The organism is Sphingomonas hankookensis, assembly GCF_028551275.1.
GTDB classification, from domain to species: domain Bacteria; phylum Pseudomonadota; class Alphaproteobacteria; order Sphingomonadales; family Sphingomonadaceae; genus Sphingomonas; species Sphingomonas hankookensis_A.
In genome coordinates, this window is record NZ_CP117025.1 from 3,375,212 (window position 1) to 3,399,635 (window position 24,424).

30 protein-coding genes and 1 tRNA gene are annotated in these 24,424 nt (G+C 67.3%); 16 read left to right on the forward strand and 15 right to left on the reverse strand.

Annotation, left to right across the window (positions count from 1 at the left end):
- Positions 1–89 precede the first annotated feature (89 nt).
- The 4 genes from PPZ50_RS16010 to PPZ50_RS16025 are packed head-to-tail and all read right to left on the reverse strand — an operon-like array spanning position 90 to position 2,638.
- A complete protein-coding gene (locus PPZ50_RS16010) occupies positions 90–1,094 on the reverse strand; it encodes a nucleotidyltransferase domain-containing protein (protein WP_066690464.1) in 1,005 nt (334 codons plus the stop codon).
- Complete coding sequence (locus tag PPZ50_RS16015) at positions 1,091–1,954, reverse strand: HprK-related kinase A (RefSeq protein WP_066690453.1); 864 nt, start codon at positions 1,952–1,954, stop codon at positions 1,091–1,093. The genes PPZ50_RS16010 and PPZ50_RS16015 overlap by 4 nt, the downstream gene beginning before the upstream one ends.
- The gene (locus tag PPZ50_RS16020; RefSeq protein ID WP_066690451.1) at positions 1,951–2,235 is read right to left on the reverse strand and encodes an HPr-rel-A system PqqD family peptide chaperone; all 285 of its coding nucleotides are present in this window, start codon (positions 2,233–2,235) and stop codon (positions 1,951–1,953) included. Before PPZ50_RS16020 ends, PPZ50_RS16015 begins: the two co-directional genes overlap by 4 nt.
- A gap of 7 nt (positions 2,236–2,242) precedes the next feature.
- Positions 2,243–2,638 (reverse strand): hypothetical protein, encoded by a 396-nt coding sequence (locus tag PPZ50_RS16025; RefSeq protein ID WP_066690450.1) that lies wholly within the window; start codon positions 2,636–2,638, stop codon positions 2,243–2,245.
- Between the two features lie 116 nt (positions 2,639–2,754).
- On the opposite strand from PPZ50_RS16025, the gene PPZ50_RS16030 reads away from it, so the two are divergent.
- The 10 genes from PPZ50_RS16030 (at position 2,755) to PPZ50_RS16075 (ending at position 12,090) form a co-directional block, all read left to right on the forward strand.
- A complete protein-coding gene (locus tag PPZ50_RS16030) occupies positions 2,755–3,957 on the forward strand; it encodes an ATP-binding protein (RefSeq protein ID WP_066690448.1) in 1,203 nt (400 codons plus the stop codon).
- A gap of 67 nt (positions 3,958–4,024) precedes the next feature.
- A complete protein-coding gene (locus PPZ50_RS16035) occupies positions 4,025–5,056 on the forward strand; it encodes a substrate-binding domain-containing protein (RefSeq protein WP_126014318.1) in 1,032 nt (343 codons plus the stop codon).
- Complete coding sequence (gene pstC, locus PPZ50_RS16040; protein ID WP_272815491.1) at positions 5,056–6,438, forward strand: phosphate ABC transporter permease subunit PstC; 1,383 nt, start codon at positions 5,056–5,058, stop codon at positions 6,436–6,438. Before PPZ50_RS16035 ends, pstC begins: the two co-directional genes overlap by 1 nt.
- Positions 6,431–7,729 carry a phosphate ABC transporter permease PstA gene (gene pstA, locus PPZ50_RS16045; protein ID WP_066690439.1) on the forward strand — a complete coding sequence of 433 codons (1,299 nt, stop codon included), beginning with the start codon at positions 6,431–6,433 and terminating at the stop codon, positions 7,727–7,729. The genes pstC and pstA overlap by 8 nt, the downstream gene beginning before the upstream one ends.
- Entirely contained in the window at positions 7,729–8,511 is a 783-nt protein-coding gene (gene pstB / locus PPZ50_RS16050; protein ID WP_066690437.1) for a phosphate ABC transporter ATP-binding protein PstB, read from the forward strand. Before pstA ends, pstB begins: the two co-directional genes overlap by 1 nt.
- Positions 8,512–8,521: 10 nt before the next feature.
- Positions 8,522–9,223, forward strand: coding sequence for a phosphate signaling complex protein PhoU (phoU, locus tag PPZ50_RS16055; protein ID WP_066690435.1), 702 nt, complete (start codon positions 8,522–8,524; stop codon positions 9,221–9,223).
- A 2-nt stretch (positions 9,224–9,225) separates the two neighbouring features.
- Positions 9,226–9,918, forward strand: a complete 693-nt coding sequence (phoB, locus tag PPZ50_RS16060) for a phosphate regulon transcriptional regulator PhoB (RefSeq protein WP_055761798.1) — start codon at positions 9,226–9,228, stop codon at positions 9,916–9,918.
- A 79-nt stretch (positions 9,919–9,997) separates the two neighbouring features.
- Positions 9,998–10,375, forward strand: coding sequence for a hypothetical protein (locus tag PPZ50_RS16065; RefSeq protein ID WP_066690425.1), 378 nt, complete (start codon positions 9,998–10,000; stop codon positions 10,373–10,375).
- A gap of 151 nt (positions 10,376–10,526) precedes the next feature.
- On the forward strand, positions 10,527–10,997 hold the full coding sequence (locus tag PPZ50_RS16070; RefSeq protein WP_272815492.1) for a VOC family protein: 471 nt from the start codon (positions 10,527–10,529) through the stop codon (positions 10,995–10,997).
- Positions 10,998–11,064: 67 nt separating this feature from the next.
- Positions 11,065–12,090, forward strand: coding sequence for a hypothetical protein (locus PPZ50_RS16075; RefSeq protein ID WP_272815493.1), 1,026 nt, complete (start codon positions 11,065–11,067; stop codon positions 12,088–12,090).
- 52 nt (positions 12,091–12,142) lie between these two features.
- On the opposite strand, the gene PPZ50_RS16080 is transcribed toward PPZ50_RS16075, so the two are convergent.
- Positions 12,143–12,484, reverse strand: a complete 342-nt coding sequence (locus tag PPZ50_RS16080; protein ID WP_272815494.1) for a DUF2794 domain-containing protein — start codon at positions 12,482–12,484, stop codon at positions 12,143–12,145.
- A complete protein-coding gene (epsC, locus tag PPZ50_RS16085; RefSeq protein ID WP_272815495.1) occupies positions 12,484–13,167 on the reverse strand; it encodes a serine O-acetyltransferase EpsC in 684 nt (227 codons plus the stop codon). The genes PPZ50_RS16080 and epsC overlap by 1 nt, the downstream gene beginning before the upstream one ends.
- A 279-nt stretch (positions 13,168–13,446) precedes the next feature.
- Here epsC and PPZ50_RS16090 point away from each other — a divergent pair, with 279 nt between their 5' ends.
- Positions 13,447–14,208 (forward strand): sulfite exporter TauE/SafE family protein, encoded by a 762-nt coding sequence (locus PPZ50_RS16090; protein WP_066690401.1) that lies wholly within the window; start codon positions 13,447–13,449, stop codon positions 14,206–14,208.
- A gap of 185 nt (positions 14,209–14,393) precedes the next feature.
- Here PPZ50_RS16090 and PPZ50_RS16095 read toward each other — a convergent pair whose 3' ends face one another.
- Both PPZ50_RS16095 and PPZ50_RS16100 read right to left on the reverse strand, forming a co-directional pair.
- Positions 14,394–14,915, reverse strand: a complete 522-nt coding sequence (locus PPZ50_RS16095; RefSeq protein WP_066690399.1) for a carboxymuconolactone decarboxylase family protein — start codon at positions 14,913–14,915, stop codon at positions 14,394–14,396.
- Positions 14,916–15,045: 130 nt separating this feature from the next.
- Complete coding sequence (locus PPZ50_RS16100) at positions 15,046–15,588, reverse strand: peroxiredoxin (RefSeq protein ID WP_066690393.1); 543 nt, start codon at positions 15,586–15,588, stop codon at positions 15,046–15,048.
- Positions 15,589–15,714: 126 nt separating this feature from the next.
- Between PPZ50_RS16100 and PPZ50_RS16105 the strand changes: the two genes are divergently transcribed.
- Together PPZ50_RS16105 and PPZ50_RS16110 are read left to right on the forward strand one after the other, a co-directional pair.
- Positions 15,715–16,614, forward strand: a complete 900-nt coding sequence (locus PPZ50_RS16105; protein ID WP_066690390.1) for a hydrogen peroxide-inducible genes activator — start codon at positions 15,715–15,717, stop codon at positions 16,612–16,614.
- Between the two features lie 106 nt (positions 16,615–16,720).
- Positions 16,721–17,392, forward strand: a complete 672-nt coding sequence (locus PPZ50_RS16110) for a fasciclin domain-containing protein (protein ID WP_066690386.1) — start codon at positions 16,721–16,723, stop codon at positions 17,390–17,392.
- A 324-nt stretch (positions 17,393–17,716) separates the two neighbouring features.
- Here PPZ50_RS16110 and PPZ50_RS16115 read toward each other — a convergent pair whose 3' ends face one another.
- The 3 genes from PPZ50_RS16115 to pgsA are packed head-to-tail and all read right to left on the reverse strand — an operon-like array spanning position 17,717 to position 18,983.
- On the reverse strand, positions 17,717–18,163 hold the full coding sequence (locus tag PPZ50_RS16115; RefSeq protein ID WP_272815496.1) for a molybdenum cofactor biosynthesis protein MoaE: 447 nt from the start codon (positions 18,161–18,163) through the stop codon (positions 17,717–17,719).
- Positions 18,160–18,417 (reverse strand): molybdopterin converting factor subunit 1, encoded by a 258-nt coding sequence (gene moaD / locus PPZ50_RS16120; protein ID WP_066690375.1) that lies wholly within the window; start codon positions 18,415–18,417, stop codon positions 18,160–18,162. The genes PPZ50_RS16115 and moaD overlap by 4 nt, the downstream gene beginning before the upstream one ends.
- Positions 18,417–18,983, reverse strand: coding sequence for a CDP-diacylglycerol--glycerol-3-phosphate 3-phosphatidyltransferase (gene pgsA, locus PPZ50_RS16125; RefSeq protein ID WP_066690373.1), 567 nt, complete (start codon positions 18,981–18,983; stop codon positions 18,417–18,419). The genes moaD and pgsA overlap by 1 nt, the downstream gene beginning before the upstream one ends.
- A gap of 125 nt (positions 18,984–19,108) precedes the next feature.
- Between pgsA and PPZ50_RS16130 the strand changes: the two genes are divergently transcribed.
- Positions 19,109–20,413, forward strand: a complete 1,305-nt coding sequence (locus PPZ50_RS16130; RefSeq protein WP_066690370.1) for an MFS transporter — start codon at positions 19,109–19,111, stop codon at positions 20,411–20,413.
- 109 nt (positions 20,414–20,522) lie between these two features.
- On the opposite strand, the gene PPZ50_RS16135 is transcribed toward PPZ50_RS16130, so the two are convergent.
- The 4 genes from PPZ50_RS16135 to PPZ50_RS16150 form a co-directional block, all read right to left on the reverse strand.
- The gene (locus PPZ50_RS16135) at positions 20,523–20,675 is read right to left on the reverse strand and encodes a hypothetical protein (RefSeq protein ID WP_272815497.1); all 153 of its coding nucleotides are present in this window, start codon (positions 20,673–20,675) and stop codon (positions 20,523–20,525) included.
- A gap of 81 nt (positions 20,676–20,756) precedes the next feature.
- Positions 20,757–21,497, reverse strand: coding sequence for a Crp/Fnr family transcriptional regulator (locus PPZ50_RS16140; protein WP_084401557.1), 741 nt, complete (start codon positions 21,495–21,497; stop codon positions 20,757–20,759).
- Between the two features lie 145 nt (positions 21,498–21,642).
- Positions 21,643–21,718 (reverse strand) — tRNA-Ala (locus PPZ50_RS16145).
- Positions 21,719–21,835: 117 nt separating this feature from the next.
- Positions 21,836–22,159 carry a TIGR02300 family protein gene (locus PPZ50_RS16150; RefSeq protein ID WP_066690367.1) on the reverse strand — a complete coding sequence of 108 codons (324 nt, stop codon included), beginning with the start codon at positions 22,157–22,159 and terminating at the stop codon, positions 21,836–21,838.
- Between the two features lie 99 nt (positions 22,160–22,258).
- Here PPZ50_RS16150 and aroA point away from each other — a divergent pair, with 99 nt between their 5' ends.
- Positions 22,259–23,590 (forward strand): 3-phosphoshikimate 1-carboxyvinyltransferase, encoded by a 1,332-nt coding sequence (aroA, locus tag PPZ50_RS16155; protein ID WP_272815498.1) that lies wholly within the window; start codon positions 22,259–22,261, stop codon positions 23,588–23,590.
- Positions 23,587–24,210 carry a (d)CMP kinase gene (gene cmk / locus PPZ50_RS16160; RefSeq protein WP_066690362.1) on the forward strand — a complete coding sequence of 208 codons (624 nt, stop codon included), beginning with the start codon at positions 23,587–23,589 and terminating at the stop codon, positions 24,208–24,210. The genes aroA and cmk overlap by 4 nt, the downstream gene beginning before the upstream one ends.
- The last annotated feature ends 214 nt before the right edge of the window (positions 24,211–24,424 follow it).

Sequence of the window (24,424 nt, forward strand, 5' to 3'; positions counted from 1 at the left end):
CGCGGCGAGCGTTACCCCTCAGCGTCCTCTGCGCCTCTGCGCGCAATCAAAACTTCTTCTTCGCGTCTCCGCCCCTTCGCGTGAAAACCCTATCTCTTCCGAAACTTGGTCCACAAATGCCGCGCCAGCATGACCGGCGGCATCCGCAGCCAGTGCGAGCGGACATAGAAGCCGAACTCGGTCCCCTTATGGCTGAGCCGTCCCCAGCCGTCGCGCGCCAGCAGGCGGCGGGCGAACAGCGCGTCGGACGCGACCGGATCGCCGCCCCCCGGCGTCCCGTAGATGCGCCGCGCCAATCGTAGCGCCCGCGCGACCGCATCCGACAGATCGTGCAGCGCCGCCCGCTCGGTCAACGACGCGACGAACCCGGCATCCCGATCGACAAACTCGCGGACCAGCCGGTCGATATCCCACAGGTTGCGTAAGCCACCCTGCAGGTCGCCATCGGCGAACAGGTGCGCAGCGGCGTGGACCACCATATCCTCCGGGCACAGCACCGACAGGCCGTTACCAAGCGGCACCGCCCCGGCGATCAGCGCTGCCGCGTCAGGCTTAGGTCGTGCGGTGGGCGGCAGGATCGTGTGGTGGACGTCGATCATCCGGTCGCGTGTCCGGTGGATCAGCGGCGGCAGCTCGTGCATCCAGCGGCGGTAATAGGCGTCGTCATAGGGGTCGGGCTTCACCCATTCCCACCCGGCGGCCAGCAGCGCCGCCTCCACCGCATTGAGGGCGTCGCGCGGCACGAGGATGTCGAGATCACCGATCGCCCGCCCCCGCCCCGCATCCAGTCCGGCGGCGACGAAGGCGGTGCCCTTCAGCAGAACGATCGGCAAACCCAGCGGGGCGAGCGCGCGCCGTGCCATCTCCGCCTCCCACAATGCTGCCACGCGCCCCTGTTCGGCGGACGCGCGCGCGTCGGCCATGATGCGTGCGGCGGCAGGGGGCATCTCGATCCCGTCGAGCCGGGTGGCAAGGCTGCCGATCAGCTGCTCCGCCCGCGCCGCCGCGATCAGCGCGTTCCAGCTGTCGGCGGAATCCAGACCGTCCCACAACTCGGGATCGGCGAGCGCGCCGGCCGTCCTGGCATCCGTCATGCCAGTTTCCCCCACAGCCCCTCCACCAGCGCCAGCGCGGTGTCGGTATCGGGATAGTCGATCGCCCGCACCGGCATTCGCCCGACCAGGCCGGTCAGCGCATCGAACCCGCGCTCGCCCATCGCGACATAGTTGGTCGATGCCTGGGTCAGCCGCACGAAGGTTTCGGCCGCCTCGACCGGCCGCACCGCCTCCGCCTGTCCGAAGGTCGGGAACAGCAGCAAAGCAGGGACGGCGGGGCGATCCATCGCGGCGATAGCGGCGGCATCGGGAACGAGGTGGCGAATGTCCCCCTTCGGCGTGCCCGCCAGCAGCGGGCCGAACCGGCCGGCGGGTGCCGCGCGTTCCATCACCCCGATCGCCTGATTCTTCAGGCTGATGAGCCTGGGAAAGGCATGGACCAGTCCGGTCGCCGGATCGAGCAGCGCGAACTCGTCGCCCATCAACCGCCAGCCGCGCGTCATCAGCAGCGCCGCCAGCGTCGACTTGCCCGCACCCGATTCGCCGGTCATCAGCAGCGCCCGCCCGTCGCGCTCGACCGCCGAGGCGTGGAGCAGCAGATAGCGGCGCTGCGCCAGCGCCATCTGCAAATTCATCCCCATCTCGGCCGCCAGCAGCCCTTGGCGCAGCGGCAGCGGCGCGGCATCGGGGATGGTGAAATCGCCGCCGATCATCACCGATGGGCGCACGAACCGCCGCCACGGTCGCGCGGCGAACAGGCGGACGTTGAAATCGGCGATGCCGTCCTCGGGCCGGGGATAGTCGCGATACAGGTCACGCAACTGGTCGACCGGGCCGCGCCAGTCGCTGCCGATGCGAAAGCCTATGGGGCCGATGCGCAGCGTCGCAACGTGCCTCACGCCGGTTGGTCCAAGCGTTCGGCCAGTCCGGTATCGACCAGTTCGTCCAGCCGCGCGGTCAGTGCCGCCGCATCGCCATCGGGCAGGTCGAACCGCTCGGCCAGCGCCGCCAGCAGTTCGTCGGCAGTCATTGCCCGGTCGGCCAGCAGATCGAGCAGTTCGGGCACCGGCGGCGCGACGACATGGGTCTGGCCCGATGCGCGGTGATAGACGGCGCTGAGCGTATCGAGCGCGACGACCCGGAGAGCAGCCGGCGGCGGCGCGCGATAGCGTGCCGGCATGGAAGCGTCAGCCGCGCGGCATCTGGAGCGAGGCGAAGCAGGTGAAGCCGCTGGTCCCGTTCTGCAACCGCTGGACATATTTCAGATAGGCGCGGGTCGTATCGCCATCGGTGCCGGGCAAATTCTGCCCCTTCATCGCCAGCTTCACCTGTTCGCCGGTGAAGGGGCGGTTGGCGCCGGGAAAGGCGCCGGGCGTGCCGGGGGCGACGACCTGTCCGTCGGCGGCGATCATCTGCCCGGCGCGCGCGCGGTCGGGGATCGGGATTTCGCAGGTCATGATCGACGCCTGGGTCTGTGCCAGCGCCGGACGGATCGACACTACCGCCGACGCGCTCGCCGCGCCGATCAGCAGCGTGCGCCGCGCGAGCCTGCCATCGGGCGAAGGGGTGGGAGCGTCGGTCATCGCGCCATCTTCCCCAACCCGGCATAATTCGCAATCGCAAAGAGGGTTAACCTGTCCGATCGCGGGGCACGCCGCTCCCTCTGGCCTTGATCGTCACTTCCGCCTAATCGGGGGCGATGGACGAATTCGGCCCCCGCCTGCCCCTCGCCCTCGCCATCGCGATCGGCGTCGCCCTGCTGGCGCTGCTGCTGGGTGCCGGGATCAATGCCAGCGCGGTCGTGGCGGTCGGCGCGGTCGCCGCCGTGCTCGTCGCCGGGCTGCACCCGCCCGAACGCGGCACCAGCGAATCGCCCGATACCGCGCGCCAGCATGTCGTCGCCGCGACCCAGGCGGCGATCGATGCGGTCGACGAACCGATCCTGGTGATCGCGCGCGGCCATGTCGAGGCGGCGAACCCCGCCGCGCTCTCGCTGCTCGGCCAGCATGTCGTCGGCGGCGACGTCCGCCTCGCCATCCGCCACCCCGCGGCGGCCGAGCGGCTGTTAGGCACGCGCGACGATCGGGAACCGGTCGGGCTGGTGGGGCTTGGCGCGCGCGACCAGAGCTGGGAGATGCGGGTCCGCCCGCTCGCCGACGACCGCCGGCTCGTCCATCTGGTCGACCGTACCGGCAACCGCGCGACCGAAAAGATGCGAGTCGATTTCGTCGCCAATGCCAGCCACGAACTGCGCACCCCGCTCGCCTCGCTGCTGGGCTTCATCGAAACCTTGCGCGACGAGGCGGGGGAAGACCCGGCCGTGCGCGAACGCTTCCTGAAGGTCATGAACGACGAAGCGCGGCGGATGCAGCGGCTGATCGACGACCTGATCTCCTTGAGCCGGATCGAGGCGGAGAAATACCGCCCGCCCGACCAGGCGGTCGACCTGTCGGCGATGGTGCCGGCGGTGCAGGGCGAACTGGCCGCGACCAACCCGACGCGCGGTGCCGACATCGTGCTGTCGGTCGCCCCCGATGTGACCGTGATCGGCGACCGGGCGCAATTGTCGCAGCTGCTGCACAACGTCATGGGCAATGCGATGAAATATGGCCGCGCCGGCACGCCGGTCGAAATAAGCCTGACCGCGCGCGATACCATGGCGGCGCTGGTGGTGCGCGATCATGGCGAGGGGGTCGCAATCGAGCATCTGCCGCGGCTGACCGAGCGATTTTACCGTGTCGATTCAGGGCGCAGCCGGGCGCTGGGCGGCACCGGCCTCGGCCTTGCCATCGTCAAGCATATCGTCGAACGGCATCGCGGCCGGCTCGATATCGGCAGCGTGGTGGGCGACGGCACGACGGTTTCCGTGCTGCTGCCCCTCCACGGTGTCATAAAGGCGTAACGCCATGGTAACATGGCACCGCCGAGCGTCGCGAATGACCGTCAACGCCCATGGAAACTGGAACCGCATGACCCGCCGGATCGCGTCCGTCCTGGCCCTCGGCCTCGCGCTCACCGCGTGCGAGCCGCAGACGTCGCGCGACCATATCCGCGTCGTCGGATCGTCGACCGTCTATCCCTTCACCACCGCGGTCGCCGAAATGCTGGTGAACGCGAACCCCGACCTGCGCGCGCCGCTGGTCGAATCGACCGGCACCGGTGCGGGCGCGGCGCTGTTCTGCGCCGGGGTCGGCCCGCAGCATCCCGACATTCTCGACGCGTCGCGCCGGTTGAAGAAGTCGGAATATGCCAGCTGCGTCGCGCATGGCGTGAAGGACATCATGGAGGTGCAGGTCGGCGTCGACGGCGTGGCGCTGGCCGAATCGAACAATGGGCCGAAGCTGAAGCTTAGCAAGCGCGACGTCTATATGGCGTTGTCGGCCAATCCGCTGGGCAAGCCGAACAAGGCGCGGATGTGGAACGAGATCAACCCGGCGCTGCCCGCCATCCCGATCCAGTTCTTCGGCCCGCCGGCCACCAGCGGCACGCGCGACGCGCTGGTCGAACTCATCATGGTCCCGGCCTGCGAAGCGGCGATGCCCGAGGTGAAGAAGCTCAAGGACAGCGACAAGGATCGCTACGAGGATATCTGCACCCGCATCCGCGAGGACGCGGCCTATGTCGACAAGGGCGAGAACGACAATCTGATCGTGCAGAACCTGTCGACCAACCCCAATGCGGTCGGCATCTTCGGCTATTCCTATCTGGAGGAAAACAAGTCGCGGCTGCATGGCGTGCCGATCGACGGGATCGTGCCGACCTATGACAGCATCGCCGACGGCAGCTATCCCGGTGCGCGACCGCTGTTCATCTATGTCAAGAAGGCGCACATCAAACCGGTGCCGGGCATGAACGACTTCCTCGCCGCCTATGCGAAGTCGTGGGACCCGGGCGGGCCGCTGACCCGGCGCGGCATGATCGCCGCCCCTGCCACCGTCCGCGCCGAATCGGCGGCCGAGATCAAGGACCAGACGCCGATGAACCCGGCGGGGTTGCACTGATGCACGGCTTTACCCTGATCCTGCTGATGCTGGGGTTCGGCGGCATCGGCTGGATGGTCGCGCGCGCCCGCGCCGCCCGTTTCGCCAAGCCCGCGACCGCTGCGGACCGGCCCAATTCGCTGCCCAGCCAGCATGGCTGGCACATGGCGATCTGGATCGCGGCCCCTGCCCTGCTGTTCCTCAGCATCTGGAGCGCGGTGTCGCCTGCGCTGGTGCGCGATGCGGTGCTGCAGGCGCCCGCCGCCGCCGGGCTGCCCGGCCCCGGCTTCGAACGCTCGGCGATCCTGGCGGAGGCGCGCTCGCTGGCGCTCGGTAATGCCTATGGCGCGTTCAACAGCCAAGCCGAAGCGCTGGCGCCTGCCTATGCCGCCGCGCAAAGCCGCTACGACTGGATCGGCACCGCGCTCGCCATCCTGCTCGCCTTTGCCGGCGGCGCCTTCGCCTTTACCCGCATCCGACCCGATTATCGCGCGCGGACGCAGGTCGAACGCGCGGTGATGCTGGCGCTACTGGTCGCGTCGCTGATCGCGATCCTGACCACGCTCGGCATCTTCCTGTCGCTGGTGATCGAAAGCTGGCGCTTCTTCCGCATCGTGCCGGTCACCGACTTCCTGTTCGGCACCAACTGGAGCCCGCAGGTCATCCGCTCGTCCGATCCGGGGGCGACATTGGGCGCGGTGCCGCTATTCTGGGGCACCTTCTTCATCGGCGCGGTGATCGCGATGATCGTCGCCATCCCGTTCGGGCTGATGAGCGCGATCTACCTGACGCAATATGCCAGGCCGGCGGTGCGCAAGTGGATGAAGCCGATCCTCGAAATTCTCGCCGGCGTGCCGACCGTGGTCTATGGCTATTTCGCCGCGCTGACCGTCGGTCCGGCGATCAGCGACCTCGCCGTCATGCTCGGCATGCCGTTCGCCAGTTCGGAAAGCGCGCTCGCCGCCGGCCTTGTCATGGGGGTGATGATCATCCCGTTCGTGTCGTCCATGGCCGACGATTCGATCGCCGCCGTGCCGCAATCGATGCGCGACGGCAGCCTGGCGATGGGCGCCACCACCAGCGAGACGATCGGCAAGGTCCTGCTCCCCGCCGCGCTCCCCGGCGTCGTCGCGGGCGTGCTGCTCGCCGTCTCCAGAGCGATCGGTGAGACGATGATCGTCGTCATGGCCGCGTCGGGCGCGGCGTCGATTACGCTCAACCCGTTCGAAAGCGCGACCACCGTCACCAAGCAGATCGTCGACCTGCTGACCGGCGAGGCCGAGTTCGACAGCCCGAAGACGCTCGCCGCCTTCGCGCTCGGCCTGACCTTGTTCGCGATCACCTTCCTTCTCAACGTCGTCGCGCTGCGCGTCGTGAAACGCTACCGGGAAGCCTATGAATAGTCCTGCCAACGTCGCCGGATCGCCTGCGATCGAGCGGGACGTGCCCGAACGCGTGCCGACCGACTGGAAAACGGGCGCGATGCAGAAGCGCATCCGTCGCCGCTATGCCGCCGAACGCCGCTTCCGCTTCTTCGGCCTTGCCGCCGTCGTGCTGTCGGGCGGGTTCCTCGCCTTCCTGCTCGTCACCATGTTGATGAGCGGGATCGGCGGGTTTCAGCGGACCTTGGTCACGCTGCCGATCGATTTTCCGTCGGCGGGACTAGAAGTCGACCGCGCGCAGCTGAAGACGCGCGGTGCCGATCTGGCGCTGGCCGGCGCGGGCCTCGAAAACACCGTCAACGGTGCGGCGGCTGCCGCGTTCGGCGAGGAGAACCGCGTCATCTCCGACAGCGCGTGGCTGACGGTGCGCGACGCGATCAAGGCCGATCCGTCGATCCTGTCGCAAAAGGTCAGGATCCCCGTTCCCGCCGCGCCGGGGATCGAGGAAGCGGCCAAGGCCGATGGCGAGCCGGCGGACGAGGCGCTGGTCGCCCGGCTGGAGCGAGCCGGCACCATCTCGACCGGGTTCAACACCGACTTCTTCAGATCGGCCGATTCGACCGATCCGACCGCCGTCGGCATCTGGGGCGCGCTCAAGGGCTCGCTGATGACGATGCTCGTCACGCTGCTGATCGCCTTTCCGGTCGGCACGCTGTCGGCGCTCTATCTGGAGGAATACGCCCCCCGCAACCGGTGGACCGACCTGATCGAGGTGTCGATCAACAACCTCGCCGCCGTGCCCTCGATCATCTTCGGCCTGCTCGGCCTTGCCGTGTTCCTCGGCACGCTCAACCTGCCGCGCTCCGCGCCGATCGTCGGCGGGCTCACGCTCGCGCTGATGATCATGCCGGTCATCGTCATCGCCGGGCGCAACGCGATCAAGGCGGTGCCGCCGTCGATCCGCGACGCCGCGCTCGGCATCGGCGCGTCGAAGGTGCAGGTGGTGTTCCACCATGTCCTGCCGCTCGCCCTGCCCGGCATCCTGACCGGCACCATCATCGGCATGGCCCGCGCGCTGGGCGAAACCGCACCGCTGCTGATGATCGGCATGCGCGCCTTTATCAGCCAGCCGCCGCAGGGGTTCGCCGATCCCGCAACCGTGCTGCCGGTGCAGATCTTCCTGTGGTCCGATCAGGTCAGCCGCGGCTTCATCGAAAAGACCAGCGCCGCGATCCTCGTGCTGCTGGCGTTCCTCCTCGCGATGAACGCGCTCGCCATCTATCTCCGCAATCGCTTCGAGACCCGCTGGTAATGACCGACACCCAACTCAACAACGCGACCCCGAAACTGTCGGCGCGCGGCGTCGACGTGTTCTATGGCCAGAAACAGGCGATCAAGGACGTGTCGATCGACATCGACATGGAGCATGTGACGGCCTTTATCGGTCCGTCGGGCTGCGGCAAGTCGACCTTCCTGCGCACGATGAACCGGATGAACGACACCGTGTCGTCGGCGCGCGTCACCGGCGACATCCGGCTGGATGGCGAGGATATCTATTCCCCCGCGATGGACGTGGTTCAGCTGCGTGCGCGGGTCGGCATGGTGTTCCAGAAGCCGAACCCCTTCCCCAAGTCGATCTATGAAAACGTGGCCTATGGCCCGCGCATCCACGGCCTCGCCGCGTCGAAGGGCGATATGGACGGGATCGTCGAACGCTCGCTAACCCGCGCGGGGCTCTGGAACGAGGTGAAGGACCGCCTGACCGACAGCGGCACCGCACTGTCGGGCGGTCAGCAACAGCGATTGTGCATCGCAAGGGCCATCGCGGTCGATCCGGAAGTGATCCTGATGGACGAGCCGTGCAGCGCGCTCGACCCGATCGCGACGGCGAAAATCGAGGAGCTGATCCACGAACTGCGCGGGCGCTATGCCATCGCGATCGTCACCCACAACATGCAGCAGGCCGCGCGCGTGTCGCAGCGGACCGCCTTCTTCCACCTCGGCACGTTGGTCGAATATGGCCGGACCTCGGACATCTTTACCAACCCCCGCCAGGAGCGCACAAAAGACTATATCACCGGGCGTTATGGTTGAGGGAGGCGAGATGACGACGGGCCACGAACATACGGTCAAGGCGTTCGATCGCGACATCGGCCATCTGCGCGCGCTGATTTCGCAGATGGGCGGCCTGGCGGAACAGGCGATCAGCGACGCGATGCTGGCGCTGACCCGCAACGATCCGGCGCTCGCCAAGGAAGTGCGTGCCAAGGACAAGGCGATCGACGCGATCGAGGCGGAGGTCGAGAAGCTGACCGTCCGTGTCATCGCGCTCCGCGCGCCGATGGCTGACGACCTGCGCGAAGTGGTCGCGGCGCTCAAGATCGCCGCCGTCATCGAACGCATCGGCGACTATGCCAAGAACATCGCCAAGCGGGTCGCATCGATCCATGGCGAAACCCACGAACCGCGCATCGAACCCTTAAGCATCCTGCCGGCCATGGCCCAGCTGGCATCGGACATGGTGCATGACGTGCTCGACGCCTTTTCGGCGCGCGACCCGCAGGCGGCGGTCGAGATCTGCAAGCGCGACAGCGCGCTAGACGATTATTACAACAGCATCTTCCGCGTGCTGGTGACCTATATGGTCGAAAATCCCAAGACGATCAGCCAGGTCGCGCACCTGCTGTTCGTTGCCAAGAATCTCGAACGCATCGGCGACCATGCGACCAACGTCGCCGAAATGGTCTATTTCGCCGCCACCGGGCAGACGATGGCGGAACGTGAAACCTCGGACTTCGCAGGATAATCATGAGCAAGGCACGGATGTTGCTGCTGGAAGACGATGCGGCGCTGGCCGAATTGATCGCCTTCCACTTCCAGCGTGAGGATTTCGAGGTCGTCCGCACCCATGAGGGCGAGGAGGCACTGCTGCTCGCGCGCGAGGCGACACCCGACATCGTCCTGCTCGACTGGATGGTCGAAGGGCTGTCGGGGATCGAAGTCTGCCGCCAGCTGCGCCGCCAGGCCGAGACGCAGAATGTGCCGATCATCATGCTGACCGCGCGCGGCGAGGAAGAGGATCGCGTGCGCGGCCTCGAAACCGGTGCCGACGATTATGTCACCAAGCCCTTCTCCCCGCGCGAACTGGTCGCCCGCGTCAATGCGGTCCTGCGCCGCGTCCGCCCGGCGCTGGCCGGCGAGGCGCTGAGCTATGCCGATATCGAGATGGACACGGTCGGCCACCGCGTGCGGCGCGGCGGCGAAGTCGTGCCGTTGGGGCCGACGGAATTCCGCCTTCTCAAACACTTCCTCGAACATCCCGGCTGGGTTTTCTCGCGCGAACGGCTGCTCGATGCGGTGTGGGGCCATGATTCGGACATCGAATCGCGCACGGTCGACGTACATATCCGCCGCCTGCGCAAGGCGATCAATGTCGGCGACCGGCCCGATATTATCCGTACCGTCCGCTCGGCGGGCTATGCTCTGGACGCGACAGGCTGAAAACTTGCGCGGAAACCTTTTCGTGCCTGGTCGTTCTGGTTCGCAGCCTCAACGATAAAAGTCGAAAAGGAGCTATCCGATGAAGACTGTCGCTTTCATGGCCGCCCTGCTGATGGGCAGCGCCGCCGTCGCGCAGACCACGCCGCCGACGACGCCCGCCCCCGACGCCACCATGCAGCCGGGCACGACGACCGCGCCGACCCCGCCGGCCGACAACATGACCCCGCCGCCGGCGCCCGACGCCCCGGCAGCACCGGCTGATCCGATGGCGACCACCGCCGCCCCGGCCCCGATGGCGCCGCCGGCACCGCCCGCCCCGATGGCAGGTTCGCCGATGGCCGGCCAGCAGATTCAGTTCGCGCCGCCGCAGGTGACCCCGCCGCCGCCGGCGAAGGACAGCTACCCGGTGTGCACGCGCACGCTGAAGGATGGCTGCCGCAATCCGGGCGGCAAGTAACCCGCCCCGGCCTGGCGGCAAGCAACGGCGCCCCGCCCACCCGGCGGGGCGCCTTTTTCATGTCCGGCGGACAGGCGGAGAACCGATCTCGAAACGCAGGCCCTCCGACCTATATATCCGTCATGTTCGACCAGTTCCGCGAGGTAACGACATGACTGGCTCAACCGATCCGCGCGGCGCTGTGGGGGTGGCTGAACGCCCCTCCGCTCCCCCCACGATCGATGGCGTGCTCGAAACCGCGCTCTATGTCACCGATCTCGATCGGTCGGTCGCTTTCTTCGCCGACGATCTCGGCCGGCCGGTGCTGCTGCGCAACGAGCGGATGGCCGCGTTCGATGCGGGGCGGCGCAGCGTTCTGCTGCTGTTCGCGCAGGGGCAGTCGGCGGAATCGATGGCGGTGCCCGGCGGCGTCATCCCCGGCCATGACGGCGCGGGCCGGCTGCACATGGCCTTTGCGATCGCCGATGCCGATTATGGCGCGTGGCGCGACCATCTCGAGCAGTGCGGGATCGCGCTCACCAGCGAAATCCGGTGGCCCGGCGGCGGTCGCAGCCTGTATTTTGACGATCCTGACGGCCATATCATCGAACTGGCCACGCCCGGCCTGTGGCCGAACTACTGACCGATCGCCCTGTATTGCATGAGCAATACACATGTGTCATACTCCCCTAATACAGGGAGGTAATAGCATGTATAGCGAGAGCGATCTGAACGGCGCGGTGGAGGCTGGCGTGCTGTCGCGCGACTCCGCCGACGCGCTGCGCGCCCACATTGCGCAGCAACGCGCGACCCCGGTGGTGGATGAGGAGCATTTCCGCCTGCTGACGGGGTTCAACGACATCTTCGTCTCGGTCGCGCTCGCGCTGCTGCTGGTATCGCTCGCCTGGATCGGCGGCACGATACTGACGCCACTGGGCGGTCTGGGCGTCGCGGGCGCCGCATGGTTTCTCGCCGAATATTTCACCGCGCGCCGCCGCATGGCGTTGCCCAGCATCCTGCTGCTGCTCGCGTTCGTCGGCGGGGTCGCTGCAACGCTGTTCGGGATCGTGGTCGAACTCGACCCGCAGAATGTGCCCGACCGGACGACCGCGATGATCTTCGCCGGCATCGGCGTGGTCGCGGCCGGCGCAGCATGGCTGCACTGGCGGCGGTTCATGGTGCCGATCACGGTTGCAGCGGGGGCAGCGGCTTTGGTCGCGACCGTGGCGTCGCTGATCGTCGCGGCGTTCCCGGCGCTCAAGGATAATTTCTATCCGGTGACCCTGCTCGGCGGCATCGCGGTGTTCGTCGCCGCGATGCGCTGGGACATGTCCGATCGCGACCGCCGCACGCGCCGCAGCGACGTCGCCTTCTGGCTGCACCTCGTCGCTGCCCCGCTGATCGCGCATTCGCTGTTCCAGCTGCTGGGCGTGTTCGGGCCGAGCGTCACCGCACCGATGGCGGCGGTGGTGATCGCGCTCTACGTCGTGTTCGGCCTCGTGGCGCTGGCGGTCGACCGCCGCGCGCTGCTCGTCTCCAGCCTCGCTTATGTCCTCTATGCGCTCTACGCGCTGTTCGAAAAGGCGGGGGCGGTCGAACTGTCGGCGGCGTTCACCGCCTTCGTGATCGGATCGGCGCTGCTGACCCTGTCGGTTTTCTGGCAACCGATGCGGCGTCAGGTGGTTGGACTGCTCGGCGGCATCGGCCAACGCCTGCCGCCCGTGGCGATGGCCTGAAAACTCATTCCTTGGAGCGTACCTTGCGGCCCCGGGCGACCGGGGCCGTTTTTTATTCCTCGACCAGCTTCATCAGCCGGCGCTCGACCGGGGCCAGTACCGGTCCCAGCTCGTGCCCGCGCTTCACGATCGCGCCGGCCTCCCCCACCAGCGCCCACATGCCCTGCTTGTTGCGCAAGCTCGGCCGCTTCTCGATGCGGAACTCGGGCCGTTCGGTCGCGCGGCGGAAGGCGCTGAAGACCGCCGCCTCGCGCCCCAGATCGATCGCATAGTCGCGCCAATGCCCGGCGGCGACCATCCGGCCATAGAGGTCGAGGATGCGGGTCAGCTCGGCGCGTTCGAACCCGACCTGCCCCGGCTGGCGTGACGCGGGAAAGGGGGTGACGATTCCCATCAGGCGCGGTCGCGATGGTCCTGCTGCTCGGCCAGCAGCGCGTCGAGCTGCCGCTTGAGCGTTTCCACCTCGCAGCGCAGCAGCTCCATCCGCTGCGTCTGCGGATCGAACGTGTCGCGGCATGGCGTGCCATAGGGGACGAAGCGCGGATCGGGTGCCTGCCCGCCCTCGACCACGGTCGGTCGCGCCGGGATGCCGACGACGGTCGTCCCCTCCGGCACGTCCTTCGTCACCACCGCATTGGCGCCGACCCGCGCACGTGTCCCGATAGTGATCGGTCCCAGCACCTGCGCGCCCGACCCGATGATCGCGCCGTCGCTGATCGTCGGATGCCGCTTGCCGGCGATGCCGTTGTCGGGGCTGGTCCCGCCCAGCGTCACATTTTGATAGATGGTGACGCCATCGCCGATCTCCGCCGTCTCGCCGATCACGACGAAGCCGTGGTCGATGAAGAAATGCCGGCCGATCGTGGCACCCGGATGGATGTCGATCGCGGTCAGGAAGCGCGAGAAATGGTTGATCGATCGCGCAGCGAAATACCAGCGCGCGCGGAACAGCCGGTGCGAAACCTTGTGGAACGCGACCGCCCATACGCCGGGATAGGTCAGGATTTCGGCGCGCGACCGCGGCGCGGGGTCCCGCGCCTTGATCGAATCCAGATAGCGCAACAGCCGCGCAACCATGTGCAGTCCCCTTGGTCGTCGGAGTCCTGCGGTGCCGGCCCGCTCCCCCACCCGGCCACCCAATCAGGATACGCTGTGGGTGGCCGGGTGGGGGAGCGGGCCGGCGCCGCCACGAAACGCGCCTTCGCGCGTTTCAAAACGGACTCTCAACTCGGAATGTAGGCGGCCCGTCCCCACTCGCCAAGTCGTACTGTAGGCGCAACAAACCCTATGTATCTTGTAGGCATTGTCGTTTGCCGCCATCACTGAGCCACGCTGCGCCAACTCGAAGGGAATGGGATGCTCGAGAATATCGACTGGGCGCGTCTGGCCGAGTTCATTGCCGCCGGATTTGCCGCCCAGATCGTCGATGGTGCGCTGGGCATGGCGTTCGGGGTGATTTCGTCGACCCTGCTGGTGAGCGTGCTGGGCGTGCCGCCCGCGACCGCCTCCGCCAGCGTGCATGTCGTCGAATGTTTCACGACCGGCGTGTCGGGGATCAGCCACGCGCTGCACAAGAATGTGAACTGGAAGCTGTTCTGGCGGCTGGTGCTGCCCGGCATCGCCGGCGGCGTCACCGGCGCCTATCTGCTGTCGTCGCTCGACGCTTCGGTCACGCGGCCGTTCGTGATGACCTATCTGGCCGGGATCGGCCTGTACCTGCTGTGGCGGGGCTTACGGAAGCCACCCGAGCCGAAGGAGCCGAAGGTCATCGCCCCGCTGGGGCTGGTCGGTGGGTTCCTCGACGCGGCGGGCGGCGGCGGCTGGGGTCCGGTCGTGACCTCCAACCTGCTGGTACAGGGCGCCACCCCGCGCACGACGATCGGCACGGTCAACACGGTCGAATTCTTCCTGACCGTCAGCATTTCGGCGACGTTCCTGTTCCATCTGGGGCTGGAGGCCTTCACCACCGCGGTTGCCGGCCTGCTGATCGGCGGCATCGTCGCCGCGCCGTTCGGGGCGATGTTCGCCAAACACATCCCGGCGCGCACGCTGCTGATCCTCGTCGGCGTCGTGCTGACGATCACCAGCCTGTACAGCGTGTATCGGGCGCTTTCATAGCGCAGGCAGAAAAAGAAACTGGTTCGCGCAGAGGCGCAGAGAGGCTCGTTTGGGGAAGCCGATCGCGTAGCGATCAGCCTCTTCGTAGGCTGCGGCTAGGATGAGGGTCCCGCTGACGCCGGACGATCGTGCGCCGCAACTCCTCCGCGCCGCCGCGCCTCCGCGCGAACCAGATTTCTTCTTACTTACGCCACCGCCGCGTGCACCGTCGCCACCGCCGCCAGCACCGCACCGATCCGCACCGCGCCCTGGATGACCTCGGCCTTCACGCCGTGCTTCTTCAGCACGTCCTCATGCGCGTCGATGCACATGCCGCAGCCGTTCATCGCCGACACCGCCAGGCTGAACAGTTCGAAATCGACCTTCTCGATCCCCGGCGCAGCGATCACGTTCATCCGGAGCTTCGCGGGCAGGTTGCCATATTCCTTGTTCTTGGCGAGGTGGACGAAGCGGTAATAGACGTTGTTCATCGCCATCACCGCCGCTGCGGCACGCGCCGCGTTCGCCGCCTCGGGCGACAGCTTGTCGGCGACTTCGGCCTCGGCCGCTTCGACCAGCGGCTTGTGACCGGTGGCATGGGCGCAGGCGAGCATCGTCCCGAACTTCTTCTGCGGGTCGAGCACCGTCTCGTTCAGCAGCGAGCCGACGTTCAGGCGGATATCCTTGGCGAAATCGGGCAGCTGGCCCGCAAATTCCTTGAGCGACATGGGATGTTACCTTCGATGAAAACACGTCACCCCAGCGCAGGCTGGGGTCTCCCAGTTACGGAGAGACCCCAGCCTGCGCTGGGGTGACGTTTGGGAATGGTCGGGCGGGACCGCAGCCCCGCCCGATAAATTATGCCGCGACCTGGAGGACGTCGTCGCCCTTGTTCCAGTTGCACGGGCACAGTTCGTCGGTCTGCAGCGCGTCGAGCACGCGCAGCGTCTCGGCCGGATTGCGGCCGACGTTCAGGCCGTTGACCTGCACCGCCTGGATCACATTGTCCGGATCGATGATGAAGGTCGCGCGGAACGCAACATGCTCGTTCTTGTCGAGGATGCCGAGCTTGCTTGCCAGCACCGCGCCATTGTCCGCGATCCACGGGAAATCGGCCGCGGCCAGATCCGGGTCCGACTTGCGCCACGCCAAGTGGACGTGCGCGGTATCGGTCGATGCGCCGATCAGCACGGCGTCGCGATCGGCGAAGTCTTCCTTCAGCTCGCTGTAACCGACGATTTCGGTCGGGCAGACGAAGGTGAAGTCCTTCGGCCAGTAGAACAGCACCTTCCACTTGCCCGGGAACGCGTCGTGGCTCAGCGTTTCGCCGGCCGGGAGCGCGTCGGTGCCCTGCTGAACGGGAACGGTGAATTCAGGGAGCTTGTCGCCAACGGTCAGCATGGAATGCCCTTTCTTATGGTGCAGTGCGCACCGTGAATTGCTGCGTTGCGATATAGGGTACGCGTTGGACCGATCCAATCGAAATTACCCTTGGGATTGATCGTCGCACTCGATAAGTAACCGGGCATGTCGGTGTACCTGCCTACCCTGAAACAGCTGCAATATCTGGTCGCGCTGCGCGACGCTGGTCATTTCGGCCGCGCCGCCGAGGCGTCGTTCGTCACCCAGTCGACGCTGTCGGCGGGCATTCGCGAACTGGAGACGCTGATCGGCGTAGTGCTGGTCGAACGTACCCGCCGCGTGGTGCGCTTCACGCCGCTGGGCGAAAGCATCGTCGCCAAGGCGCGCACCGTGCTGCGCGAGGCGGAGGAACTGACCGACATGGCGCGCGCCGCCGGACGACCGCTGTCGGGCGAGATGCGGATGAGCGTCATCCCGACCATCGCCCCGTTCCTCCTGCCCCAACTCCTCCCCCGCCTGCGCCGCGACTATCCCGACCTGAAACTGTATCTGCGCGAGGAGCCGAGCGCGGCGGCGTGCGAGGGGCTGCACCATGGCCGCACCGACTGCGTGCTGCTGGCGCTGCCCTATGGCTGTGGCGAGGTAGAAGTCGCGCCGCTGTTCGACGACCGGCTGTTCCTGGCGGTGCCGGGCAACGATGCCGCCGACACGACGCCGCTGGTCGCCGACGATATCGACGCCGAACGCCTGCTGCTGTTGGAAGACGGTCATTGCCTGAAGGACCATGCCCTGCGCGCGTGCGAACAGCCCGAAGCGCGCGGACAGGCGATGATGATGGGCACGTCGCTCCACACCATCGTCCAGATGGTCGACAATGGCTTGGGCACCACCATGCTGCCGCAGATGGCGATCGATGCCGGCATCCTCGACAATACCGGGGTCACCGCCCGCCCGATCGAGGCGAAGAACGCGTCGCGGCGCATCGCGCTGGTGTGGCGACGCGCCTCTCCGCGCGAGCGGGATTTTCGGCTGCTGGCAGAGGTACTTGGCGCGCAACGGCCCTGATCCTTCGGGCAGCGCGGGAACCGTTGGCGTGGGAAAACCGTATTTCTCCGGTCGCTGCTCGATCGGACAGCGAACATGTTTCGACCGCAACCACCGGAGAAAACCGATGATTCGCGCAACGATTTCGGCCGCCGCGCTCACCCTGTCGCTGACCGCCGCCGCCTATGCCCAGACCACGACTGCCCCGACTGCGCAGACGGGGGTGAAGACCGGCACGACCGCCACCGTGCAGACTCCGGTCGGCACCGTCCAGACCGGCGTGAACACCAACATCAACGCAGCTGCCAAGGCACCGGTGACCGTCGGCGGCGCGCCGATGCTGCCGACCGCGACCATCGTCGCCAACGCGTCGAAGGCCAGCAACCTCACCACCCTGGTCAAGGCGGTGCAGGCCGCCGACCTGACCGCCACGCTGTCGGGCCCCGGTCCCTTCACCGTCTTCGCGCCGACGGATGAAGCGTTCGGCCGCCTCGCCCCCGGCACGCTCGACCAGCTGATGAAGCCCGAGCAGAAGGCCTCGCTCGCCAAGCTGCTGAAGTATCACGTCGTCGCGGGCAAGCTCGACGCCGCGGCGCTCAAGCAGCAGATCCAGGCCGGCGGCGGCACCGCCACGCTGACCACCGTCGAGGGCCAGCCGCTCAAGGCGACGCTGGAAAACGACGCACTGGTGCTGACCGATGTCGGCGGCGGCAAGAGCTATGTCACGCAGTATGACGTCGAACAGTCGAACGGCATCGTTCACGTGGTGAACGGCGTGCTGGCACCGAAGCTCGGCTGATCCGGGGTTCAGGCGAGAATGGAGCCGGGCGGGAGCGATCCCGCCCGGTTTTGTTTTGGGGCGCTGCCCTGCCCCGCCATTCCGTCCGGTTCGAGCAGCTTCGAGCGAAGTCGAGAAGCGTCCGTCGAGAACTCCTGCCGCAAACGGACCCTTCATGGGTCACCCCAGCGGAACCCCGTTCTCGATACGCGCTCTCGACGAGCTCGATCGCTACTCGAACCAAACGGGATTGGACGGGTTTGGGTTGGGACTTCTCCAGCCGTTCGTCCTGAGTAGCCATTGAGCTTGTCGAAGGGGCGTATCGAAGGACCCGCCCCAAGCACCTCAGCCCAGATCCCCCCACCGCGCGGCGGCCGCGTCGTCACTCTCCCGCGCCTCGACCCAGCGCGTCTCTGCCCCCCGCCGCTCGCGCTTCCAAAACGGCGCCCCGGTCTTCAACCGGTCGATCAGGAACGCACAGGCTTCCAGCGCCGCGCCGCGATGCCGTGCGGTCGTCGCGACGAACACCACCCGGTCGCCGGGCACCATCGGCCCGACGCGGTGCACGACCGTCGCCTTCACCAGCGACCAGCGCGCCACCGCCTGCTCGCACAAAGCCTCCAGCGCGCGCTCGGTCGCTCCCGGATAATGTTCGAGCGCCAGTTCGGTGACGCCATCGTCACCACGCACCAGCCCGGTAAAGGTCGCCACCGCCCCCGCATCCGCCCCCTCGGCCGCCGCAAATTCGGCGGCGAGGTCGATCGGTGCCGCCTGCACGACCACGCGGATCATCCGCCGGTCACCGGGGGAAAGATCGCGACCTCGCGCGCGCCGGCGATCGGCGTATCGAGCGCCACGAACGCCTGGTCGACCGCCGCGCGCAGCCTTTGCCCATCGGCAAAGGCCGTCGCATAGCCCCCGCCCCTTGCCGCCAGCCAGTCGACCAGATCGGCGACGGTCGCCACCTCGGCCGGCGGGTCGACCCGCTCGCCCGCCACGCCGATCGCCTCGCGCACCCAAGCGAAATACAGCAGCTCGATCGCCATTATGTGTCCATGTGCCGGAGACCGAGCCGCAGATAATCCCAGCCGGTGATCGCGGTCAGCACCGCCGCGCCCCACAGGCAGACGAGCCCGGTCACATGCACGAAGCTATAGGCCGGCACCGCCCCGGCGAGGATCAGCGCCCCGAACGCGACCAGCTGCAGTGTCGTCTTCCACTTGGCCAGCTGCGACACCGGCAGAGATACCTGAATGCCGGCGAGGAACTCGCGCAGCCCCGACACCGCGATCTCGCGCAGCAGGATGATGAGCGCGGCGATCAGGTGGATGCCGGTGATGATCGCCACGTCATGCCGCGTGCCGACCAGCATCAGGATGACGGCGGCGACCATGATCTTGTCGGCGATCGGGTCGAGGAACACGCCCAGCTTCGACACCGTGCCCTGCGCGCGCGCCAGATAGCCGTCGAAATAGTCGGTGATCCCCATCAGGCAATAGAGTGCGAAGGCAATGGCATAGCCCGCCTCCCACATCGGCCACCACAGGAACGCGACCAGCAGCGGCACCGCCAGGATACGCGACAACGTCAATATGTTGGGAAGCGTCAGCACAGTTCGGCGCTTAGCATCCCCGGCCCCTCACGCGAAAGCGGCAAAACGGCGTTGAAGCAGGCGGAGGGGCTGGCTACACCCGATCCAACCAAGCCGACAGGCACGTAGATCAGGTCGTACCCGGAATGAATAATGCGCTGGGGTTGCTCAAGCAGCGCCGTTTCCTGCCGCTGTTCGTCACCCAGTTTCTGGGCGCGTTCAACGACAACCTCTTCAAGCATGCGATGGTGCTGTTCGCGACATACCAGTTGTTCAAGGACCCGGCGAGCGAACAGAATTTCAACGCACTGGCCACCGGTCTGGCCATCCTGCCGTTCGTTTTGCTGTCCGCTCTGTCGGGACAGCTGGCCGACACGCATGACAAGGCGCGGATCATCCGCATCGTGAAGACGGCGGAAATCGGCATCATGCTCTATGGCGCGGCCGGCATGCTGATCGCGCGCACCGGCTATGTCACCACCGGCGTGGTGATGATGCTGAGCGCGGTCGTGATGCTCGGCGTCCATTCGACCTTTTTCGGGCCGATCAAATACGCGATCCTGCCCCAGCATCTGGAGGATCATCAGGTGCTGGGCGGCACCGGGCTGATCGAGGCGGCAACCTATCTGTCGGTGCTGACCGGCACGATCGTCGCCGGCTGGATCAGCGTCGAATGGGCGGCCGGGCTGGTGGTCGTCGTGGCGATCATCGGCTGGTTTACCGGGCGGCTCGTGCCCCCGGCGCCGCGCAGCGGGCCGGAACTGGTCATCAACTTCAATCCCTTCACCTCGTCCTGGCACCTGATCGCGGCGACGATGCATATCCGCCGGCTGTTCCTCGCCATCGTCGCGATCAGCTTCTTCTGGACGATCGGGTCGGTGCTGATCGTGATCTTCCCGGTGCTGGTGAAGAATGTGCTGACCGCCGACCAGCAGGTCGCCTCGCTCACCATCGCGATCTTCTCGATCGGGGTCGCGATCGGGTCGGTCATCATCAATGCGTTGCTGAAAGGACAGATTTCGGCGCGCTATTCGCCCGCATCGGTCATCGCGATGGCGCTGTGCGTACTGGCCTTCGCGTTCGAGGCGAAGGCCTGGGTCCCGGCGCCCGACGGCACGCTTTATGGCGTGATCGACTTCGCCACCCATCCGCAATCGCTGCTGCTGCTCGCCACGCTGGCGCTGATCGCGATCTTCGGCGGCATGTTCGTGGTCCCGCTCTACGCGTTCCTGACGACGACGGTGACCAAGGACCAGACCGCGCGGACGGTGGCGGCGAACAACGTCGTCAACTGCGCCTCGATGACGATCGGCGCGGTCAGCGTGATCCTGCTGACCAAGGCCGGCCTCGGCCCGACCGACATGCTGCTGATCGTCGCCGCCATGTGCCTCGGCTCGGCATGGCTCGCATGGCGGCTGCACAAGGCGTGCGACGACGGCTGCCCGGCCTGAAGGCACCGTCACCCCAGCGAAAGCTGGGGTCGCAAGTGGCTCCTGCTGCGCGCTACCATGGCGAGATCCCGGCCTTCGCTGGGATGACGTCGAGTTCGGTCGACCCGCCCTACAGAAAGAACGTGTAGAAGCAGATGAAGAAGGCAGTGAAGCTGACCGTGAACAGCTTCAGGTCGCTGTCCTCGCTGCGCACCGGAACGCTGGCCATACGCGGCAGCGTGGCGCGGAACGGGTGGCGGCGGCGGGGTGCGTGCGGCGTCATCATGGCCGCGTTAACGCATTATTTACCTTTTTGTCGCCTGCCGCATTTTCGGGCAGCCGTCCGATTACGGGACGGACGCCCTCAACCCGCCGATACCGCGCGGTCGAGGTGCAGATAGGCCGGGGTGAAGGACGCGACCCCGCATAGTGCGTCGAGGTCGAGGATCGTCAGCGTCCGCCCGCCCCAGGCGATCAACCCGTCGCGGCGCAATTCCTGCACCATGCGATTGACGTGCACCGGGGTCAGGCCCGTCGCCTCCGCCAGATCGGCCTGGGTCAGCGGAAATTCGCAGGCGCGGCCCATGCACCGCCCGCTCGTCCGCAACCGGAAATAGACTTCGCAGAACAGCAGCGCGATGCGTTCGCGCGCGCTGCGCAGGCCGAGGCTGGCGATCCATTCGCGCTGCGTGCCCATCGCCACATGGTTGTTCCACCACAGCGCGCGGGCGATCGTGGCGCTTTCCCGCCCTAGCGCGGCGAGCGCATCGGGCGCGACCTCCGCCACGGTCATCGTCGTGATCGTGCCGACCGCATGATCGGACCGCGCCACCGCCTGCGGATAGGGATCGATCAGGTCGCCCGGCAGCAGCAGCGACAGCAGCTGGCGCCGCCCGTCGGACAGCTGGCGATAGCGGCACGCCCAGCCGTCGAGCACGACATGCACGAATCGCGGCACTTCCCCTTCCGCCACCACGTCGCGACGCGGGGCGATGACCCGCTGCCGCTGGTCGAGCAGGGCATCGATCGCCGTCCGGTCGGCATCGGTCAGTTCGGAAAATGCGTGCAGTCGCGATCGGTACCGCAGATCATGGCCCCCAGTCATAGGGCCGTTCAGCTAGCCGCTATCGCGACCGCGCACGATATACTGGTATAATCGCGAACGGTTCGCGTGTTTTTTGTAATATGGCCGAAACGATTATACGACGGCCAACAAAAAACCCCGCATCGCTGCGGGGTTCTTGGAAAAATGGTGGAGCCGAGGGGGATCGAACCCCTGACCTCTGCAATGCCATTGCAGCGCTCTCCCAGCTGAGCTACGGCCCCGTCCATTTTGTCGGGGCCACTGCTGGTGGGCAGCCCCGCTTCCCCGTTGGGGAGGAGCGCCCTCTATGCGGAGGGCGCCGGTTTGGCAAGCGGCTTTTGTTGCCGCCCGCCAAAAAATCAACGCTCGGCGTCGTTGTCCTCGTCGGACGTGTCGACGCCCAGGTCGTCGTCGCCGCCCAGATCGACATCGTCGTCCGCCGACGGCTCGTCGTCGCCCTCGATGTCCAGATCGGCGTCCAGATCCGTATCCTTCTCGCCATCCTTGTCGCCGCCGACCTTGACCTGCTCGAACGGCAGCGGCTGCTTCGACTTCAGGATCGGTTCGGGCGTCCAGTGCACGCCGCAATTGATGCAGGTGACGGGATCGTCATTGCCCAGGTCGTAGAAGCGCGTCGCGCATTTCGGACAGGTACGCTTCGTACCCCATTCCGGCTTCACCATGTGTAGCCAAACCTTTCGGTATCGTGGAAGAACGGGGCACATACCCCGGATGGGGCCGCGCCTTGCCATAGCGGGCACGCGCTGTCAAAGCCGCCGGTCATGCACGACGCCACCCCCACCCCGCTTTCCGTCGCCGCCAGCGGCCCGCTGACCGGCACCGCCCCCGTTCCCGGCGACAAGTCGATCAGCCACCGGTCGCTGATGCTTTCCGCGCTCGCCGTCGGCACCAGCCGCGTGACCGGTTTGCTGGAGGGCGAGGACGTGCTCGCCACCGCCGCCGCGATGCGCGCGATGGGTGCCGTGATCGAACGCGGCGACGACGGGGTGTGGACCATCGATGGCGTCGGCGTCGGCGGGCTGCTGCAACCCGCGACCGCCTTGGAAATGGGCAATTCGGGCACCTCGACCCGGCTGCTGATGGGTCTGGTATCGAGCCACGCCATCACCGCGACCTTCACCGGCGACGCCTCGCTCAGCAAGCGCCCGATGAGCCGCGTGATCGAACCACTCAGCCAGATGGGCGCCGAGTTCACCGCCAGCCCCGGGGGCCGCCTGCCGCTGATGCTGCGCGGGATCGTGCCCGCCGTGCCGATCGACTATACGCTGCCGGTCGCCTCGGCGCAGGTGAAGTCGGCGATCCTGCTCGCCGGCCTCAACACGCCGGGCATCACCCGCGTCGTCGAACCGGTCCCGACCCGCGACCATAGCGAGCGGATGCTGACCGGCTTCGGCGCGAAGCTGACCGTCGAGGAAACCCCCGCAGGCCGCGTCATGGAACTGCACGGCGAAGCGGAATTGCAGCCGCAGACGATCACCGTCCCTGGCGACCCGTCCTCCGCCGCCTTCCCGGTCGTCGCCGCGCTGCTGGTGCCGGGCAGCCATGTCACGATCACCAATGTCGGCCTGAACCCGACCCGCGCCGCGCTGTTCGACGTGCTGCGCGCGATGGGCGGCGACATCACCTTCGAGAATCGCCGCGAGGTCGGTGGCGAGCCGGTCGCCGACCTGGTCGTCCGCGCCTCGACGCTGACCGGCATCGATGTCGACCCGGCGGTCGCCCCGGCGATGATCGACGAATTCCCGGTCCTGTTCGTCGCCGCCGCGCTCGCCAAGGGACGCACCGTCACGCGTGGCCTCGAAGAGCTGCGCGTCAAGGAAAGCGACCGCATCACGACCATGGCCGAAGGACTGCGCGCGATCGGCGCGCGGGTCGAGGAGACCGAGGACGGCCTGATCATCGACGGCACCGGCGGCGACCTGTTGCCCGGCGGCGGAACGGTCGAGGCAAAGCTCGACCACCGCATCGCGATGAGCTTCGTCGTCGCCGGCCTCGTCTCGCGCGCGCCGGTCACCATCGACGACATGGCACCCGTGGCGACCAGCTTCCCGACCTTCACCACGCTGCTGCGTGGCCTCGGCGCATCGCTGTGATCATCGCGGTCGATGGCCCGGCGGCATCGGGCAAGGGCACCATCGCGCGGGCGCTGGCACGGCATTACGGCCTGCCGCATCTCGACACCGGCCTGCTCTATCGCGCAGTCGCGACCCGCGTGCTGCGCGACGGCATGGACCCGACGCGTGAGGCGGATTGCGTCGCCGCCTGCGACTTTTCCGACACGCTGCTCGACGACCCGTGGCTGCGCACCGACGAGGCCGGACAGACCGCCTCGATCGTGTCCGCCCATCCGCTGGTGCGCTCGGCGCTGCTGCGCCGCCAGCGCAAGTTCGCGCAGCAACCGGGCGGCGCGGTGCTCGACGGACGCGACATCGGCACGGTCATCGCCCCCGACGCCGATGCGAAGCTGTTCGTAAAGGCGACCCCGGCGATCCGCGCCCGCCGCCGCCACACCGAACTGGCGAAGGCGGGGTCGAGCGTCACCTACGACCGCGTCCTCGCCGACATCCGCGCCCGCGACGAACGCGATTCGAGCCGATCGACCGCGCCGCTGGTCATGGCCGCCGACGCCGCGCCGCTCGACACCAGCACCCTGTCGATCGAAGTCGCGGTCGAACGCGCCATCGCGCTCGTCGAGGCACAGCGGGGCAAGTAAGCTGCAACCTTCACCCCCGGACCGTACCCCCGCGCAGGAGGGGGTCCAGGGTAACGGAAGGGCAGCGCGTGTGGCCCTGGACCCCCGCCTGCGCGGGGGTACGAGGAATTGGCTAGAGGTAGACCCAACTGCCCGCAGACGGGGTTAGGAACGTCACCCCTTTCCTACATGGCAGCCACCTGCCATCGTCGGCGGGTCACCCCTTAACACCCGC

What these genes read in the sequence shown, in the direction of transcription:
- PPZ50_RS16115 (WP_272815496.1), bottom strand. Translation starts at nt 18,163, where the DNA reads ATGATCCGCGTGGTCGTGCAGGCGGCACCGATCGACCTCGCCGCCGAA.
- pstB (WP_066690437.1), top strand. Translation starts at nt 7,729, where the DNA reads ATGACCGACACCCAACTCAACAACGCGACCCCGAAACTGTCGGCGCGC.
- PPZ50_RS16090 (WP_066690401.1), top strand. Translation starts at nt 13,447, where the DNA reads ATGCTCGAGAATATCGACTGGGCGCGTCTGGCCGAGTTCATTGCCGCC.
- PPZ50_RS16095 (WP_066690399.1), bottom strand. Translation starts at nt 14,915, where the DNA reads ATGTCGCTCAAGGAATTTGCGGGCCAGCTGCCCGATTTCGCCAAGGAT.
- PPZ50_RS16105 (WP_066690390.1), top strand. Translation starts at nt 15,715, where the DNA reads ATGTCGGTGTACCTGCCTACCCTGAAACAGCTGCAATATCTGGTCGCG.
- PPZ50_RS16080 (WP_272815494.1), bottom strand. Translation starts at nt 12,484, where the DNA reads ATGGGAATCGTCACCCCCTTTCCCGCGTCACGCCAGCCGGGGCAGGTC.
- phoU (WP_066690435.1), top strand. Translation starts at nt 8,522, where the DNA reads ATGACGACGGGCCACGAACATACGGTCAAGGCGTTCGATCGCGACATC.
- PPZ50_RS16035 (WP_126014318.1), top strand. Translation starts at nt 4,025, where the DNA reads ATGACCCGCCGGATCGCGTCCGTCCTGGCCCTCGGCCTCGCGCTCACC.
- PPZ50_RS16020 (WP_066690451.1), bottom strand. Translation starts at nt 2,235, where the DNA reads ATGCCGGCACGCTATCGCGCGCCGCCGCCGGCTGCTCTCCGGGTCGTC.
- PPZ50_RS16150 (WP_066690367.1), bottom strand. Translation starts at nt 22,159, where the DNA reads ATGGTGAAGCCGGAATGGGGTACGAAGCGTACCTGTCCGAAATGCGCG.
- pstA (WP_066690439.1), top strand. Translation starts at nt 6,431, where the DNA reads ATGAATAGTCCTGCCAACGTCGCCGGATCGCCTGCGATCGAGCGGGAC.
- PPZ50_RS16065 (WP_066690425.1), top strand. Translation starts at nt 9,998, where the DNA reads ATGAAGACTGTCGCTTTCATGGCCGCCCTGCTGATGGGCAGCGCCGCC.
- aroA (WP_272815498.1), top strand. Translation starts at nt 22,259, where the DNA reads ATGCACGACGCCACCCCCACCCCGCTTTCCGTCGCCGCCAGCGGCCCG.
- PPZ50_RS16100 (WP_066690393.1), bottom strand. Translation starts at nt 15,588, where the DNA reads ATGCTGACCGTTGGCGACAAGCTCCCTGAATTCACCGTTCCCGTTCAG.
- moaD (WP_066690375.1), bottom strand. Translation starts at nt 18,417, where the DNA reads ATGGCGATCGAGCTGCTGTATTTCGCTTGGGTGCGCGAGGCGATCGGC.
- PPZ50_RS16110 (WP_066690386.1), top strand. Translation starts at nt 16,721, where the DNA reads ATGATTCGCGCAACGATTTCGGCCGCCGCGCTCACCCTGTCGCTGACC.
- pstC (WP_272815491.1), top strand. Translation starts at nt 5,056, where the DNA reads ATGCACGGCTTTACCCTGATCCTGCTGATGCTGGGGTTCGGCGGCATC.
- PPZ50_RS16140 (WP_084401557.1), bottom strand. Translation starts at nt 21,497, where the DNA reads ATGACTGGGGGCCATGATCTGCGGTACCGATCGCGACTGCACGCATTT.
- PPZ50_RS16030 (WP_066690448.1), top strand. Translation starts at nt 2,755, where the DNA reads ATGGACGAATTCGGCCCCCGCCTGCCCCTCGCCCTCGCCATCGCGATC.
- PPZ50_RS16070 (WP_272815492.1), top strand. Translation starts at nt 10,527, where the DNA reads ATGACTGGCTCAACCGATCCGCGCGGCGCTGTGGGGGTGGCTGAACGC.
- PPZ50_RS16075 (WP_272815493.1), top strand. Translation starts at nt 11,065, where the DNA reads ATGTATAGCGAGAGCGATCTGAACGGCGCGGTGGAGGCTGGCGTGCTG.
- PPZ50_RS16130 (WP_066690370.1), top strand. Translation starts at nt 19,109, where the DNA reads ATGAATAATGCGCTGGGGTTGCTCAAGCAGCGCCGTTTCCTGCCGCTG.
- PPZ50_RS16010 (WP_066690464.1), bottom strand. Translation starts at nt 1,094, where the DNA reads ATGACGGATGCCAGGACGGCCGGCGCGCTCGCCGATCCCGAGTTGTGG.
- PPZ50_RS16025 (WP_066690450.1), bottom strand. Translation starts at nt 2,638, where the DNA reads ATGACCGACGCTCCCACCCCTTCGCCCGATGGCAGGCTCGCGCGGCGC.
- epsC (WP_272815495.1), bottom strand. Translation starts at nt 13,167, where the DNA reads ATGGTTGCGCGGCTGTTGCGCTATCTGGATTCGATCAAGGCGCGGGAC.
- PPZ50_RS16135 (WP_272815497.1), bottom strand. Translation starts at nt 20,675, where the DNA reads ATGACGCCGCACGCACCCCGCCGCCGCCACCCGTTCCGCGCCACGCTG.
- phoB (WP_055761798.1), top strand. Translation starts at nt 9,226, where the DNA reads ATGAGCAAGGCACGGATGTTGCTGCTGGAAGACGATGCGGCGCTGGCC.